Annotated in this window: 15 protein-coding genes and 2 tRNA genes; 7 read left to right on the top strand and 10 right to left on the bottom strand. The window is 56.2% G+C overall.

What is annotated here, in order from left to right; translation table 11 throughout:
• Nucleotides 1–112: 112 nt before the first annotated feature.
• A complete protein-coding gene (locus LHL23_RS14650) occupies nucleotides 113–268 on the bottom strand; it encodes an Arc family DNA-binding protein (protein ID WP_226430430.1) in 156 nt (51 codons plus the stop codon).
• Between the two features lie 89 nt (nucleotides 269–357).
• On the opposite strand from LHL23_RS14650, the gene LHL23_RS14645 reads away from it, so the two are divergent.
• Nucleotides 358–702, top strand: a complete 345-nt coding sequence (locus tag LHL23_RS14645) for an Arc family DNA-binding protein (RefSeq protein WP_226430429.1) — start codon at nucleotides 358–360, stop codon at nucleotides 700–702.
• A 36-nt stretch (nucleotides 703–738) separates the two neighbouring features.
• On the opposite strand, the gene LHL23_RS14640 is transcribed toward LHL23_RS14645, so the two are convergent.
• Nucleotides 739–1,347, bottom strand: a complete 609-nt coding sequence (locus tag LHL23_RS14640; RefSeq protein ID WP_226430428.1) for a hypothetical protein — start codon at nucleotides 1,345–1,347, stop codon at nucleotides 739–741.
• Between the two features lie 156 nt (nucleotides 1,348–1,503).
• Between LHL23_RS14640 and LHL23_RS14635 the strand changes: the two genes are divergently transcribed.
• Genes LHL23_RS14635 through LHL23_RS14620 form a run of 4 tightly spaced genes read left to right on the top strand, consistent with a single transcriptional unit; the run spans nucleotide 1,504 to nucleotide 3,593 of the window.
• A complete protein-coding gene (locus tag LHL23_RS14635) occupies nucleotides 1,504–1,836 on the top strand; it encodes a plasmid mobilization protein (RefSeq protein ID WP_226430427.1) in 333 nt (110 codons plus the stop codon).
• Nucleotides 1,833–1,982, top strand: a complete 150-nt coding sequence (locus tag LHL23_RS14630) for a hypothetical protein (protein WP_226430513.1) — start codon at nucleotides 1,833–1,835, stop codon at nucleotides 1,980–1,982. The genes LHL23_RS14635 and LHL23_RS14630 overlap by 4 nt, the downstream gene beginning before the upstream one ends.
• On the top strand, nucleotides 1,942–3,084 hold the full coding sequence (locus LHL23_RS14625; protein WP_319005207.1) for a relaxase/mobilization nuclease domain-containing protein: 1,143 nt from the start codon (nucleotides 1,942–1,944) through the stop codon (nucleotides 3,082–3,084). Before LHL23_RS14630 ends, LHL23_RS14625 begins: the two co-directional genes overlap by 41 nt.
• A gap of 14 nt (nucleotides 3,085–3,098) precedes the next feature.
• Nucleotides 3,099–3,593, top strand: coding sequence for a hypothetical protein (locus LHL23_RS14620; protein WP_226430426.1), 495 nt, complete (start codon nucleotides 3,099–3,101; stop codon nucleotides 3,591–3,593).
• A 752-nt stretch (nucleotides 3,594–4,345) separates the two neighbouring features.
• Here the strand turns inward: LHL23_RS14620 and LHL23_RS23515 are convergent.
• From LHL23_RS23515 to LHL23_RS14585, 7 genes are all read right to left on the bottom strand, one after another.
• The gene (locus LHL23_RS23515; protein WP_264181244.1) at nucleotides 4,346–4,756 is read right to left on the bottom strand and encodes a hypothetical protein; all 411 of its coding nucleotides are present in this window, start codon (nucleotides 4,754–4,756) and stop codon (nucleotides 4,346–4,348) included.
• A 1,009-nt stretch (nucleotides 4,757–5,765) separates the two neighbouring features.
• Entirely contained in the window at nucleotides 5,766–7,184 is a 1,419-nt protein-coding gene (locus LHL23_RS14610; RefSeq protein ID WP_226430425.1) for a helix-turn-helix domain-containing protein, read from the bottom strand.
• Entirely contained in the window at nucleotides 7,181–7,621 is a 441-nt protein-coding gene (locus tag LHL23_RS14605) for a DUF6932 family protein (protein WP_226430424.1), read from the bottom strand. Before LHL23_RS14605 ends, LHL23_RS14610 begins: the two co-directional genes overlap by 4 nt.
• Nucleotides 7,622–8,087: 466 nt before the next feature.
• A complete protein-coding gene (locus LHL23_RS14600; protein ID WP_226430423.1) occupies nucleotides 8,088–9,044 on the bottom strand; it encodes a hypothetical protein in 957 nt (318 codons plus the stop codon).
• Between the two features lie 266 nt (nucleotides 9,045–9,310).
• Nucleotides 9,311–10,483: a hypothetical protein gene (locus LHL23_RS14595; RefSeq protein WP_226430422.1), complete on the bottom strand. Its 1,173-nt coding sequence runs from the start codon at nucleotides 10,481–10,483 to the stop codon at nucleotides 9,311–9,313.
• 1,089 nt (nucleotides 10,484–11,572) lie between these two features.
• Nucleotides 11,573–11,648 (bottom strand) — tRNA-Thr (locus tag LHL23_RS14590).
• A gap of 72 nt (nucleotides 11,649–11,720) precedes the next feature.
• A complete protein-coding gene (locus tag LHL23_RS14585) occupies nucleotides 11,721–12,728 on the bottom strand; it encodes a helix-turn-helix domain-containing protein (RefSeq protein ID WP_226430421.1) in 1,008 nt (335 codons plus the stop codon).
• Between the two features lie 126 nt (nucleotides 12,729–12,854).
• Between LHL23_RS14585 and LHL23_RS14580 the strand changes: the two genes are divergently transcribed.
• Together LHL23_RS14580 and LHL23_RS14575 are read left to right on the top strand one after the other, a co-directional pair.
• Entirely contained in the window at nucleotides 12,855–13,298 is a 444-nt protein-coding gene (locus LHL23_RS14580) for a cupin domain-containing protein (protein WP_226430420.1), read from the top strand.
• Between the two features lie 11 nt (nucleotides 13,299–13,309).
• Nucleotides 13,310–14,797 carry a flavin-containing monooxygenase gene (locus tag LHL23_RS14575; protein WP_226430419.1) on the top strand — a complete coding sequence of 496 codons (1,488 nt, stop codon included), beginning with the start codon at nucleotides 13,310–13,312 and terminating at the stop codon, nucleotides 14,795–14,797.
• Between the two features lie 97 nt (nucleotides 14,798–14,894).
• On the opposite strand, the gene LHL23_RS14570 is transcribed toward LHL23_RS14575, so the two are convergent.
• Nucleotides 14,895–14,981, bottom strand: a tRNA-Leu gene (locus LHL23_RS14570).
• Between the last annotated feature and the right edge of the window lie 6 nt (nucleotides 14,982–14,987).

Genomic DNA, 14,987 nt, shown 5'->3' with positions numbered 1-14,987 from the left:
CCTGCGGCCATTATTGCCTTAGCGTATCCCGTGAGCTCATTTTGTGTGATGAAGACTGGGCGATTGGCCATGGTTCTTTCCTTTCTCTAGAGATGCGGGCGGCGTTTAAGGGTCATACCTCATCAGTTGCGCTGGACATGGCAGCGCGGATCGCGCGGACAATTTCGCTATTTTGGCTCGACATATTCGTCTTCGATTGTCGCTCTATCCATTCTTTGACTTCGCGCGGCAAACGAAGCTGGAACGGCTTTCCCTTTCGCTTGGTCATGCAACCTCCATCATGTTTTCCTGTCGATGTACAAAATATGTCCATTGGACACTATTGCGTCAAGTGGAAGCGTATGTCCATTTGACATCATGACTGAAAAACGCGCTCTCATTGACAAGTTCATGCTCCGCCTTCCAGATGGCATGCGGGCTCGCATCCGTGCTGCCGCGAAGAAAAACGGCCGTTCTATGAACGCGGAAATTGTCGCTCTTCTGGAGGATCAATTTCCTGACGAAACAAAAGAGCTGCCAACGCTAGCAGAGATCGAGCACTGGCAAGACTATATTTTCGAAGCTGAAGACCAAGGCACGTTTGAGAACAGGCTGGCTTGGGCGAATGCGGAGATCGAGTCTTCTGGTTGGGAGTTCAAACTTGAGGCGGACGACGGAAATCCTAGTCTTGTGCTAGTTCTAAGAAAGTCCTTGTCCCGTTAGCTGGTGAGAATTGGCCCATGTGCCTACGCCAGAATGCTAACATCCTTCATCTTGGAAGACGGGCGCGGTGGCTATGCTTGTTCCAGGCAACGGTTTTCCTATGGGCCACTTCCGAATCCCGAATAACAGGCTTGGCGCGGCAAACAGCAGCCCTCCGGAAAATGACCACCGTAGACCAAGCGGCTTACATAACGTTGCGCAGACCTGTTTCAGATCACGTGGGATCCCTGGGTCTTCGTCCCGCAAGAAGTCGCAACACATCCGCACTAGGCACTCCTCTTCGTAGTCAGCTACCGAATTAGCCCGATAATGTTCCAAAAGTTCAGCCCGCCGCCCGCGAGGGTAAAGAACCGGAGCAACATCACCGGCGTAGCGCGCTGCGTCCTCAACCGGCATACCGCCGACCCAGGCCCCCCGGCAACGAAAAGCGTCGATCTTTCCGTGGCAGATTTCGTGGAAAAGCACTTCAAGGGCTTCGGTATCATCACGACACTCAAGCTCTTCAGCCAGCCAAATCTTGCCTTTTGCGTAAGCGCCGAGATTGCCGCGCAAGCTTTGAGAATCGGCCAGAAACACCGACGGCCACGATGCCAAGTGCCAGAAAACAACTCGGCGCACCCATCTTCGCCATTCCATTCTGTCCATGTCGTTGCCTCAATCATTCCAGATTTAGTGTGGTAATATAATACCCCATTCGCTATAAGATTGACAGCAAGCAATGTTTTTTACGGACAAATCCAAAAAACGCTTCCGGGACTTGCCCGGATAGTGGTCGCATGAATGCTCCGAAGGAAAATGGACGTGGCGAAACGTTTGAACCGTAGTTTCAGAATGGAAGTCCGCCTAAGCAATGACGAGCGGGCCGAAATCGACCGCCGGGCCCGAACGGCTGGCGTGCCCGTATCGAAGTTTGTCCGGCATGCCGCATTGAGCATCGAACTGCCCGCCCGCCGTGCGAACGTCGAGGTCGAAGCCGTCGCCGCTCTGAACAGGGTCGGCGCAAACCTCAATCAGATTGCCCGGATTGGGAACAGGAGTAGGAGCCTGTCCGCCGCCGATATGCGCATGCTAAGCGTACTAACCAACGAGGTCGCCGAAGCGGTTAGCGCCATTCGGCAAGGATCAACACAATGAACAGCCGCCGTACAACTCGTATCGCGACCGTTGCGGGCGGTGGTGCAGCCGTCACAGTCATGATGATCCTCATTAACGGCATGATCGGTTACGCTGTTAGGGCCGGTGAATGTCGCCGTGCGCACCGCGCCGCTCAGGAGAAATGAACATGCACGAAGGTCTTACGTCCCTCGATTTCATTCGCGCCAGCAACGACCTCGAGCCTCACACGCTCTTGCCCACCAGAAAAATAGCCGAGTTGCAGTCTTGATCGCGAAGATAAGTAAGGGCACGTACTTCGCGGGCCTCGCCCACTACCTCACCAAAGATGGGCGGGGCAAGTTGCTAGACCTACGCAACCTCGCGTCCGGGACTCCAGACGAAGCCGCCGGCGAAATGCAGATAGCCGCCTCAGTCAGTACTCGGACCAGCAGACCGGTCATGCACATCAGCATCAGCTACAACCCAGAGGACACACCTCCAAGTGATGCCGACATGCGGTCTGACGCCGCCGAAGTTCTGGACGAACTTGGGCTGGCGGATAATCAGGCCGTGGTCATCAAGCACGATGACCGCGCCTACCGGCACTTTCACATCATGGTGAACCGCGTTGGACCGGACGGGAAGGCCGTCCGCGACAGTCAAAGCTATCCGCGCATTGAAGCCGCATTGCGCCGCATTGAACTCCGCCGTGGTCTGACCATAACTGATGGGCGCCACGCCCCGGCTAATGGCAAGAGGATGACCGGCCATCGCAGCAGCCCAGATCCGCGCCAGCACAGCGCGCCCGAGCGCGTGCGCCAAACACTCATCGCCGCAAAGACATGGCGAGGCCTGCACAGGGAGCTTGCGCGCGACGGATGGCGGCTCGAGACCGTCCAGAAGGGCAAGCGCTCCCCAGGTGCCGTCCTCGTCGGCCCAGGCGGTCAAAGGATCGCCGCGGGCAAGATCGACCGCGAGGCGACATTATCAAAACTCCGTTTCCGTCTCGACACCTCAAAGCATTCAAATGCTGGCGCCCAGGTTTCAGATGGGGCGAACGGCAGGCCGCTGGCCTTGGTAAAACCTCCTGGTACCCATATTGGGCGCAAGAAGCAAAAGCCAGAAGAACGCCTAAAGGTCGTGGTAGGGGTCGGTGCGGAGGTTGCCGCAGAGCTTATCGGGTCCGTCGCCAAGGACACCGCCATTCGCGGAGGGCTGATTGGTGCAGGCCGGAAGTTAGGGGCCCGGAAGGCGAAACGCCGGAACCTACCACGCTTCGGCATGTAAAAAAGGAAAAAATCATGAACAATTTGGAAGCACCTGCTGATCCTTTCGAAATCGATAGTGAGACCGAACAGGACAATCGGCATAATAGTGGCGCGCTCGTACACTTGCGCCGAGAGATCTGCATGGATGTATTCGATGAGGAGGCGCGCCGCGTCGAACTCAAGGAGCAAAATGGTCAGCGCAAGTCCGACGCGCCCGTCATCGACATCCCGGAGCGCCTCGCGCGCGACCGTGCTGAAGCGGCATCTTGCAAGTGGTCCGCACTTGATCTCCTTGCGATGCGACGTTGTGCAATTTTGATTGCGCAGGCAGATAGTTTTGGTCTCGGTGTCACTGCAACCGAACTTGCGGGTATAAGCAGCCGTAAGTCGAGTGAGGTTTCACGCACCTCCCGCCAGATCAACCGGCGACTTTCGGAGATAGTTGCTACGCCGGATACGGACGCCATTGCTCTATTTCGTGCTGAGGCACTGGATGGTATCTTACCGCCTATTCACGAAGCTGTTTGAAGGCCCAAGCTCGCCTTGTCTACGGGAAGCCCGTTGTATACGGCTTTATCGCGTGATGTGGCTTCGGTCTCGGCGTCACCCGAGCGGAAGTGCTTAGCTGTAACAACCTGCAAACACCGCGATTTTCCACCTTAATTAATAGCGTCTATTAATGGCCTCAAACCCGGATGATTTGCGAATGAACTCACATTGTATGCAACCATCCTGCAATCATCGGGCCGAACCCAGATTTCGTGCGAACGGTAGGCCGGTTGGAGAACATGGCCTGTCAAGGCTGGACGAATGAAATCGCAGCAACCGCCGTTCTCTGCCGGGCCATAAACTCGAAAGACGCAGAACTTTCCAGCCGCTGGGATGGTTAAAGGCAATAAACATCAAGGGCCCAAACTTGCCGTTCGCCAGAGCTATTGCTGCCTTTCCCAAATCGTTCAAAATGGGACAGCAAGGAGTGCGCTGAGGTTAATAAATGCCTCAACGCAACCGCCATGCCTTCCCAAACTAGAATAGGTTGTTGATGTCGATAGCTGCGGCGAAAATGCTCCCGCGACCGCCATCTTTCCCATCTGGACCTTTGCACTCGGCAGGTCTGTTGGGCTTAGTACCTCTTGCGCCTGGGCCAGGGCCGCTGCGACAACGATTGCTGAGACGTCCCTGATCACCAGTCATTCCGGGGTTTCCACTCTGTCCACACTCCCCGCCGGGACCTCCAATCCCTCCCGCAATCATGAAGCCCGCAAAGGACAGGGTGTCCACTACATGCCTAGGGCCAACCAGATAGATTGAGGGTCCATTACCGCCCGGTCCGCCTTGACCACCAATACCATACGTGCCCCCGTTTCCAGCATTTCCTCCGCGACCGGGACCACGCCTGCAGTCAAGCAGTCCATCGGCTGCATCGCCACCTTTTTCCCCACTTCCGCCAGATCCACCGTTGCCACCAAGACCGCCTTGGCCTCCCGTAATCCCGCGGAAGAACATAAACAGCTTTGCTTCAAGCGAGTTCCCTGTCTGTGCTTCAAGGTTTCCAATGACAAAATAAACGGGTGGGTGATGAAGTGTCCCACCAACCCCCCCAGAACTTCCAGCCGTCCCGTGCCCGCCGTGACGACCCTGTCCTCCCTGGTGGTGAACGTAATTTGGGTTGCCCAGTGAACCATCTGCACCAGTGGATCCCGGCGGTGCGGAAATTGATACAGCCCGCCTGAATATGTGACTGCAGTTCCCGCCAGCGTCTTTAAATTTCAATCTTTTGGCAGCCACGATCAGCCAAGGGTGGTCAACACTTTTGAATGTGATGCGGGAGTTGCAGTCCATGACCAACTGATCAGCTTTGATGACATTCCCTTCTACTAGGTAGTCTCCGCTAACCGAAACGATTGTTTCGATTGGAGCCAGCCGAACTGCATCAAGTATGTCCTGACTGATTGCATCAATTTCTTTCACTTGCGCTTGTGAGAAAACTGGTCCCGAGCCAAACAGGAAGAGCGCAAATATTACTTGTTTAAGATGTGACACCATTACCTCCTTCACCTTATAAAGGAACACCCTTAAGGTGTCTCAAGTTCTCTATAGGTCAACCTTGTAGCGTGATTTTTCGGCTCCGCCGGGATCCACTAGTGAAGATCGCAAGGGGCTGGTCAGGAGGTGGCCGACCTTGGGCAGTTCAGGAAACGGGGTGTTTCCAGACAGTAGGCTGCGACCACAGGCGGGACCACAACCGCTGGAGAATACTGTCTTAAAATCGCGTACAACTATCTACGTTTAGGACCTCGACAATTGGGTGGGAAGGTAGGCACCTGAAGGCACGGCGAAACCCCTGTTCGCATTTAATGTGAGCCCGGGTGGATGAATGTAAGCTGGTCGCAAATAATCTGGGTTCGTTTGCAAATCATCCGGGTTTGAGGCGCCAGATAGATGCCAATAACTCGGGCCGAAAATCGGAAGGATTGCAGGTCGACACGATTATGTTTGCAAGCCGCTACACTTAGCGTGTCCAGTCGCGATCCGACGATAGTCGCCTGTACCTCGCACCAGATCGTCAAGCGGTTGGCCCAAGTCGTAACCACTCCGGAAGTAGACGGACTGGCGCTCACTTCGGCGGTTGCCCTCCAAGGAACCCTTCAGTTTGAGGAGAGGTGAAGTAACCCCGGCCGGACCAGGCCGGGGCCACAATTAGAGATCCGGCTCCGCTACTGCAAGTTCAATAATACGTTTGTCAATTTCGGGAAGCGCATCGAAATTAAACCGTTCTCGAAATACAGATTGCGTAATTGAATGCGCATCGTCACTATCTGACTGTAAATTTGTTGCTGCCCCCCACCAATCAACGTCAAAGTCCTGCTTTAGCCGGAACGCAACATAATTGGCCAGGACGCCAACGTTGACCTGGCGTTTCCTCGCAACCTTTTCCACATTCTTTTTTACAAATGGAATTTTGTGAGAGGATAATTTAAGAACTTCATCAAAGTACTCTCGAGCTTTTCCTGCCAGCAGTACGTCTCCAGCAAAGTCGTTAGCTTCCATTTCTTCAGAAGACTCACGGCGTTCGGAAGAGGTCCCATCCAAATGGTTTGGTGCAAACGTTCCATTAATTCCTTGTTCCGATGCATGATGTAATTCGTGAAGTAGATCAAACATCCATCGAGACTCAGCTCTAACCGACTGCTTAAGAATTATTACATTTCTACCCCCTACTTTCCAGCAGCAGCCGTGGAAACGGAGAGGGTCACTGAGAGGAATAACCGGCACACCAAGATCCCACGCATATTCGAGGCAGTTTCTCAGGTTGATGTCTCCACGCTGCAAAATTGCTTTCCTGGCTTCCGACCAATCAGATGGGGTGGAGGAGATTGGTGTTTCCTCCACCGCTGAAACGGTCGCAGCAACCGAGTAGGCATATTGTGCATAGGCTTTGACTTTTTTTTCATCAGCGTTCTTCGGAACTTTGAATCGTGCAAACTCCGCTTGATTCAGGTTGACGCCGCTAAGGTCGAGATCTCCATTTGGACGCACGATAATTCCCCAGATCTTCTGCAAGAAGTCTGCGGATCTGGAAATAACATCGTGAACTTCACCGGACGTTTCGACTGCAAATCTTCTCTTTAGGAAGTTCAGGTCAATTCCGACGTCGCTAAGAGCTTTAGCATTGGTTTTTGCTTCTCTTTGAAATGACACTTTTTCAGAGATCGTAATTTCTAGCGCGTCCGCGATTTCGATCAAGCGTGCAAAGTTTGTTTTGTAGTAGTCGCTTTCTTCCCACCTTTGAATTTGCTGCGGCTTCACTCCCACAAGATTTGCCAAGTCTTTGTGGGTGAATCCTTTGGAGATTCGAGCCATGATCAAGCACTTTGGAAAATCTTCTAAAGAGTTGACCTCAATGGATTGAATTTCCCCTGAGGCGAGTGCTTCATACTCGGATATTTCGCGCTTTAATGTGGTGATTTGACTTTTCATACCCTCAATTTGTGCTTTCCACATTAAGGGGTGAGTGCCTTCAGGCGGGCACTCCATGGCAGAGGCATTTTTCAACGCCTCCTGAAAGTTCTCGAGCTGAGATATGGAAACCTTATACTGAAGTTTGTTTTTGATCATGGCAATGTTCCAAGGTCTATCGCGACAATACCTTTCGGTTTCCCTTCCTTTGTCTGTTGGAAAAACGAGAGATATGGCTCTCCAAATCCCGTTGCATCCATCTCAGCTGGAAACACCTCTCCAAGGTACTTTTTTTTCTGGGCCTCCCGCTCATTGGAAAACTCCAAGAGAACAGGGTCGATCTTGGACGGATCAACACCCTTTGACAGGTAGCATCCGTCCCAATCGCTAGGGTTGGGCTTTTTCGTAGCAAAGCTTCCATCGACAAAAACGGTGTCTACACCAGCAGACTTTAGGGCCTGACATGCACGTAGTAACCCCTCCATCAGCGTACGCCTCTTTGCGTTGTATGCCAGAAGGCTTTCCGCCTCCGACCAAGACATTCGATGTATTCCTTTAGGTAAGCGGCCTGAAACGCCTCCAAAATTTACCGTCATGACAACTCATATGTTGTGTTGTGTTGTTGGGTCAATACCCGACTTGTAGTTTGGGTGGAAGGTCTTTTCCATGTGCTTCCTGATTAAGGGCGAAGCGATATTCATTAACTCTCCGGTAAGTTGGCAAAAAGAAAGGAAATTTCAGCTTCCATCACGTCGTGACCCGTCAGTTCAATCAAAGTTCGGTCTAGGCCGCTGTTCGAGCGATCAGTCGGGGACCCAAGCGCGTACCGTGCCTTGTCCTCTACTCGGTGAAGAGCCAGGGTGGCGGCCTCAGAGTGAAGGAGCGGTACCAGGATTTCCGGAATGCGTGGGAGACGGCAATTGCCCGCATGGTGTTGCGCGACTTGAAAGCGGCCGCATTTGCCTTCCGACTGCTCTTTGCGCCTTGAAATCGTTGAAAGGCGTCCCAGCCAGGACCTGGCTGGGTGCAATTTCAGGGAAGGTCGCCATCGGGCTTAGCCGCTCACAGAAACTTCTTGGCGAGCGCCAGTTTGCCGTTGGGGTCTGATGCAGAGACCCGGTCGTCCTTCGTATTGAATAGGCCGCTGACGGACAGATCGTCGACATTATCCTGTCCGATCCAGACGCGGACCGAATACTCCGTCCCGTCGCTCCAGGTGTCGCGCACCGTTGCGCGGCAAGTTTCGCCCCGGAGTTCGAAGCTGAACTCCTCTTCGTCCTCCAGGCCAAGCTTCTTGCTCTCCTTCAGTGCGGCACGAATGAGGGTGCTGGCAATCGTTTCGCGTTTCTTCCCGGACAGCATGTCCAGCGACCATTCCTTGATGGGGCCAAACATGCCGCTGTCATTCATTGCTTCCAGGATCTTCCGCATGTGCGACCCCGTATACTGGTTCACGCACAGGGAGGAGCGTGAGCCATGCGGGCGGCCGAGAATATAAGAGCGCATCGTCCACCATGTCTCAGCCACCTCCGCGCGCGGCGCTGAGTTGGCTTGCTCCTGGACAAACCAGGCGAGAGCGTCGCGGCTGCGGATTGTGCCGTCTGCCTCGAGTTCGACTTCAATGGCGGAAACAACAACGGGATAGGCATTGTCTGCGTAAAGGGGTTGGTCGAGCCGACGCGCATGCAGTCCGAGCAATTTATTGACAGCCTCCACCAAATTGTCTGCCGCTTCTTCACTGTATGGGCACGTCACAAATCCGCGGACGAATTCCACGGTGTGGTCGCGCCCCCGATACACATCAAGACTGGAGATGCTCGTTGCAGATCGGCCGTAGGGTTGAGGCGGAGCGGTCAGGATGGGATGCCAGCTTGGAAAGTTCTCGATGACGTTTCCAAGCTCTTCCCGAAGCTCCTCGAACACCGCCTTGCCAGCTTCGGGATCATCCAGGTTTTCGGTGAGGTATGTGCGTGCGTAGCTGCATTTCTCTGCAGCCGCGTTGGGAGACCGGAACTCCATAAGTGTGTAATCCTTCGTGAATAGGTGAAATTACGTAAAGTCTATAGTTTACGTAAATCATTCTGTCAACGGGTGGCGGTTCAACGGCTGCCGCTTTGGATTTTCGCGCCGTGGCGCGAGTATGAATGCTCCAGAATTCAGCGAGGCCGCCATGAGCACCTATGAACCCAATCGGGATATCGTCACATCGGATGCAGATGTCCTGGTCAATACGGTGAACACTTGCCGCTCTCCTGGCATTACCTCCTCGCTCGCGAGGGTCAGCGCTATTGTCCGGTGGTGGCCGGGGCGAGTTGTTTTGCATATGCACGTTCCAGTGCCAGGAGCGCAGGCGTTAAGTTGAGACCGCGCTGCGTGATGTATGAGGTGTGTTCGCTCTGTAGCTCAGCGCGCAAACGATTCAGTCGCCGATGTTCTCCATCCGCAGCAACCTCATAGACGGTATTTAACCGGTCACGGGCATACGCTTCCTCTTGCTCTTGCCAGTCCATCCAGCGCCTCAGCTTTTTGCGGTCACAAGCGGCTTGGTCTTCAATATCGCGCGCTTTTTCGAGACCGAGCCGAGATGCTGCACGATACGGCGCTTCGGTAGCATCCAGAAAATCTTCGACTAGACGCAGAACACCCTCTTTGATGTCCTCGGGTTCGACGTCGGCCGCGCTCCAGTCACCCCCGTGCCGTTCCTCGACAATCTGGGCTGCTGCTGCGTGGCAAAGCGTCCGCACACTTGACCCAAGCGCCCACCTTGCCTTGTCCTTTATGCTGCGAACAATGGGGAGACGCTCATACCGCGTAATCGGCAGTTCCGCCGCGTTCTTGTCGCAGACACCTAGCATGATGGCGATTTGGGAGACCATCCTACGGACCCAACGCGCCGTGCCCAGCAGCGCGCCGGGCCCTTCCGCTGCTGCGAGCCGCGCCAATCCTGCTTTGTCACCGATCTTGTGCGGGTAAAAGCTGAACTCGATCCGGATCCGGTGCGGGTCCGGCGGGCCGATTAGCTTGCCATTAGCAGCCTGCTCGCAGTCCTTCTGATAAACTTTGACACGCTGCTCACCACGGTTCCACTTGATCGTTTTGCCCTTGCCGCCGTCGATTTCCTCCGGCGCGTTTGAACTCGGGCGACGATTATATTCCGCACGAAGGTAGCTGGACAGTGCTTCGTAAAGGCCATCACTTCTGCAATCCAAACACACGTCGATGCGCGAGACATTGACTGGCCCAAGATGCGAGAATGCGCGAGAGGCCAGTTCCGCGCACATGCCATCGCCGCCTGGAATCTCCATTGAAGGCATATTTGTTACGTGTCTTGTCCGCACAGTTACTTTGCGGTCATCATCCACCGGTGTGACACCGTACCGTATTCCACCCCGGTAACCATCTGTCGCGTTGCCGACACGTTGCCGATGCAGCCCTTGCGCAACACAAAAACGTGTCAAGATTTCCTCCGCGTGGCGTTCCTCAGCGGCCCCGGCTCCATCCTCGTCTGGGTCCGATCGACCTGGGGCTGCACGCCGCCGCCGCCCTGTTCCGTCCAAACCGTTCGGAATGGTCACGCTGAGCCAGTCAAATTTCCACTCATCGCGGAAAGCCGCCATTTCCGGACTCTGCCACGCCGCGCGGGATTTCCGTTTCTGTTTCGACCTTCCTTTTGTGACCACCCGCACCTGTGGGGGGTGGTTTGCGGCACCTCCCACAGGTGCGGTGCGGTAATCTCCCCCCACTGGGGGGAGATTAGGCATCCCTCCCGAACGGTCGGTCTGATCGGAAGCCCCTGTATTCACAGGGGCTTTGTGGGGGTTTCCCCCTTCGCCCCCCGGTGAGGCATCAGACTGATGCCTCAAAATACCCCTCCTATTAGCTAGTGAGGGGTTTGGAGAGCGCTTGGCAGTCGCAACCTGTGCCCGCACGGGCTGGGAAGCGCCGCTAACGCTGTCGTCCTGGCTGACGCAAGCAACCGTTTCAGCCGCCTCCTTCCCGGCGTCGTAGGGGGCTTTGCCCCTGTTGCCCCTTTTCTCCGAAGTGATTGAGCGAGCAATTGGAGGCGCGGTCAATTGTGAATAATGTTGTGTCATAACACCGATCCCATTGATCGGCGGGCGCGCGAATTGTATCTTCTGAGTGTGCTAAATGAAAATACGAGGCGGCCGCCAAGGTAGCTTCATGCCCCGCCGACCAGAGTTGGCGGGGCTACGTATTTTCAGCTCGCAGCTTCTAGAAGTGGCGGTGTGTGGATCAGCTTGTCCTCGTTGGACAAATCGGCAAATTCCGGTTTGTTTTCAATGTGTCCGATACGGACCAGTGGACAAGTTAAGGTGTTATTATTGCAGGGCTCTTTGTGTCCTGCCGGGGTCGCCATAAAGTTGTTCCAGCTGGCAATCCCTCTGCTTAAAACTCCTTTGGTTGCGGGTTATTGAATTCCTGCCAGGACTTCGGTCACCGGAAAAGCGGGTGCGGCAGGCGGCCGCCGGGAAAGGCGTCCTGCCAGGTTCAGAAACTGGCGCACAGACTTGATTTGGAAAGGTTAGTGGTGCCGCTGAAGGGACTCGAACCCCCGACCCCATCATTACGAATGACGTGCTCTACCAGCTGAGCTACAGCGGCACCGGCCTCCGCCGGTGGCGGCAGACAAGTGATGTCCGTTTAAACACTGCGCAATTCCCGCGCAAGTGGGGATCACAGGGAATGGCCCGGATTGCCCGGGGTGGCGCTTGGAAGTTCCCCGAAACGGGTCCGGTAGAGTTGGGAAAAGCGGCCGAGGTGGGAGAACCCGCAGTCATAGGCAATGCTGCTGACCGGGGTTTGCGCGCTCCGCGACAACATCAGGTAGCGTGCCAGGTCGAGCCGCAGGTCGCGCAGGTATTCCATCGGGGTCAGGCCAAAATGCTTGCGGAACCCGGCCTGCAGCGACCGGATGCTGCAGTCTGCGGCGGCAGCTATGGCCGGGACGGAAAGCGGCTCGCCGATATTGGCGTGGATAAAGTCCTGGGCGCGGCGGATTTGGCTGCTGCTCCCTGAAGCGCGGGCAGCCAGCAGGTGCCGGATATTGCTCTGCTGATGGGTGAGCAGGCCAAGAATCAGCTGCTCTTCGATCACTTGCTGCTGCAGCGCGCTCCAGCTGCCAAAGCCGGTCTGGTTTTCAGTGGCGCTGACACAGGCTGCAAACTGGCGCGCCCATCCACGCAAGTCACCGCTGGACACGGGGAGTGCTGTGTCAAAAACAACAGCCTCTGGCAGGGACAGGCCGGCAGCCTGCTCAGCGATCCTGTGCAGGGCGCTCCGCCTGATCTGCAGCAGCAGCATCCGGCAGTCGGCGTGCCAGGTCATCCGGGTTTCCCGGGTCGGGTTGAGCACCGTGGCAGTGCGTCGGTCTGACGCCACCGAAGTACTGCCATTGGCTATTTGCGCCCGGCCGCTGAGCGGCATCTGCACCAGGTAGAAATCCTGCAACTCGCCCGGGTCGATTTGCACCGCGGACCCGTAGCTGAGGAAATTGAGTGACAGGGCCTGCCCGCGCACATGGTTGTAGCGGGCGCCAGTTCCCCTTGAAGGGCCTTCCGGCTGCAGACGGTGGTCGCAGAACTGCCGTGCCACCAGCGCGCGCACTTCGTCGATGTCGCGGCTGTGGAACTGCCGCCATGCGCGCAGCGGCTCGCGTTCTCCTAAAGGCTGCGGTGCTGTCATTTCCGCAGCCTAGCACGGTTTGCAGGTCAGGCAATCACGCCGGGGTGCGCTTATTTGCGCATTTTGGATAATCCTTTTCCAGAGCTGCCCCTAGGCTTTTGGAACGAGCTGGAAAGGGAGGAACAAATGGCTCTGGATCAGGGAATCACCAAGGCCGCCGACGGATTGAGCGGCACGTCCTGGAATGTGGTCGGGCATACCTATACGCCCAAGCTTCACAGCGAGAATGCCTTTATCTGGCACGCAGTCATTCCAGACGGCACATTTGTGCCACCGCATGTACACCCTACCCAGGATGAATGGATCACCATGCTGGAGGGCACCCTGGACGTGGAGTTCGGCGGCGATGTTTACAGGGCAGGGCCGGGCGACACCGTGCGAATGCCGATGGGCGTGGCGCACGGCATCTTCAACCGCTCGGGCAGCACCGCGTCCTGTGTCTTCGGGGTGGCGCCCTCACGCAAGCTTTATGACCTTTTCTGCGCGCTTGACGGCGTGACCGACCCGGAAGAACTGGTGCGGCTGTCGGCCCTGCATGAGGTCGATTTCCTGCCGCCGCCGGCGGAATAAGGGAGGCGGACATGGTGAAACGCAAGACGGTCGCCGTGATCGGCGGCGGGGTGAGCGGGCTGGCCGCGGCCAAGGCCTTTGCGGAGAAGGGGCATCAGGTTCTGGGGTTCGAGCGGAGCCATGATTTGGGCGGGGTTTGGGAGCCGTCGCGCTCTTATCCCGGTGTGCAGACGCAGTCGCCCAAGGATCTCTACTGCTATACCGATCACCCGATGCCGGATGATTACCCGGAATGGCCGAAGGGGCCGCAGGTGCATGCCTATTTGCATTCCTATGCAACCAAGCATGACCTGCACCGGCTGTTCCAGATGAACACCAATGTGCTTGAGATGGACCGGCGCCCAGACGGGCAGCCAGGCTGGCGACTGGTGATTGAGGTGGACGGCGACAGCCGGGTGCAGGATGTGGACTTCGCGGTGGTGTGCACCGGGCAGTTCTCAGAGAAGAATATCCTGACCCATCCCGGGCAAGAGACGTTCACCGAGCAGGGCGGGGAGGTGATGCACTCCTCGGAGTACCTGGATCCAGAGCACGCGCGCGGCAAGCGGGTGGTGGTGCTCGGCGGCTCAAAATCCGCAACCGATGTGGCGGTGAACGCGGCGCAAAACGGTGCGAAACAGGTCCATCTGGTCTACCGGCAGAATGTCTGGCGGGTTCCGTATTTCGTCGGCGGCATCAACTTTAAGAAGCTTCTCTATATGCGGGCGCAAGAAGTGCAGTTCAACGGCTGGGGGCGCAGCTGGCTGCACAAGGCATTTTACGGGCTCGCCAAGCCGCTGATATGGGCGAATTTCCGTGGGTTAGAGACGCTATTGAAGCTGCAGTTGGGCTTGAAAAAATGGGATATGGTCCCGGATATTCCGATTGAAAAGGATGTATCGTGCTCGGTGCCGATCGTGACGCCCGGTCTGTTCGAGGGTTTCAAGGACGGCTCGATCCTCCCGCATCGGACCACCTTTTCGCACTATGACGGTGATGAAATCGTTCTGGAGAATGGCGAGCGTATTGGCGCTGATCTTGTGATTTCGGCGGTCGGCTGGAAGCTGGGGATCCCCTATCTGGCGCAGCAGCATCTGGACAAGCTGATCGAGGCGGACGGCCAGTACCGGACCTACCGCCTTGCGGTGAACCCGGATTTGCCGGAGATGGGCTTTGTCGGGTTCAACTCCAGCTTCTGCACCATCCTGTCGGCTGAGATGGTGGCAAATTGGCTGGTGCGCTACGCCGATGGCAAGCTGGCGCGCCAGCCGTCGCGGGCGGAGATGGAAGAGAACATTCAGATGATGCTCGACTGGCGCCGCAAGGAGCGTCCAGCAGCGCAGATCTATGGAGGGCTATGTTCGGCGCCATTCCACTTCAAACATTTCGACGAGCTGCTGATGGATATGGGCGCCACGCAGTGGAAACGGTCGAATCCATTAGCGGAGCAATTCGCACCACCCGATGCCAGTGCCTATGGCCGCTTCCTGGCGACAGCACCGCAATATCAGGCGGCCTGACACTCTCCGCTGCGCCTGCCGGAAACGGCGGGCGCGCATGGCTTCGAAAGCACGCAGTTTCGTTGCTGCAGTAAGCCGGTCTTTGAATGAGGGGGAATGGTGCCCAGGAGAGGACTCGAACCTCCACGTCCATACGGACACTAGCACCTGAAGCTAGCGCGTCTACCAATTCCGCCACCTGGGCAGGTGT

The sequence above is a fragment of the Leisingera sp. McT4-56 genome, assembly GCF_020514995.1.
Lineage (GTDB): Bacteria > Pseudomonadota > Alphaproteobacteria > Rhodobacterales > Rhodobacteraceae > Leisingera > Leisingera aquaemixtae_A.
Note: the sequence above shows the minus strand (reverse complement) of the source record. Positions and strands in the feature narration are given on the sequence as shown.

Coding starts and splice junctions, on each gene's coding strand:
- LHL23_RS14645 (WP_226430429.1), top strand. CDS start 358: ATGACTGAAAAACGCGCTCTCATTGACAAGTTCATGCTCCGCCTTCCA.
- LHL23_RS14575 (WP_226430419.1), top strand. CDS start 13,310: ATGGTGAAACGCAAGACGGTCGCCGTGATCGGCGGCGGGGTGAGCGGG.
- LHL23_RS14620 (WP_226430426.1), top strand. CDS start 3,099: ATGAACAATTTGGAAGCACCTGCTGATCCTTTCGAAATCGATAGTGAG.
- LHL23_RS14585 (WP_226430421.1), bottom strand. CDS start 12,728: ATGACAGCACCGCAGCCTTTAGGAGAACGCGAGCCGCTGCGCGCATGG.
- LHL23_RS14605 (WP_226430424.1), bottom strand. CDS start 7,621: ATGACGGTAAATTTTGGAGGCGTTTCAGGCCGCTTACCTAAAGGAATA.
- LHL23_RS14650 (WP_226430430.1), bottom strand. CDS start 268: ATGACCAAGCGAAAGGGAAAGCCGTTCCAGCTTCGTTTGCCGCGCGAA.
- LHL23_RS14640 (WP_226430428.1), bottom strand. CDS start 1,347: ATGGACAGAATGGAATGGCGAAGATGGGTGCGCCGAGTTGTTTTCTGG.
- LHL23_RS14630 (WP_226430513.1), top strand. CDS start 1,833: ATGAACAGCCGCCGTACAACTCGTATCGCGACCGTTGCGGGCGGTGGT.
- LHL23_RS14610 (WP_226430425.1), bottom strand. CDS start 7,184: ATGATCAAAAACAAACTTCAGTATAAGGTTTCCATATCTCAGCTCGAG.
- LHL23_RS14580 (WP_226430420.1), top strand. CDS start 12,855: ATGGCTCTGGATCAGGGAATCACCAAGGCCGCCGACGGATTGAGCGGC.
- LHL23_RS14600 (WP_226430423.1), bottom strand. CDS start 9,044: ATGGAGTTCCGGTCTCCCAACGCGGCTGCAGAGAAATGCAGCTACGCA.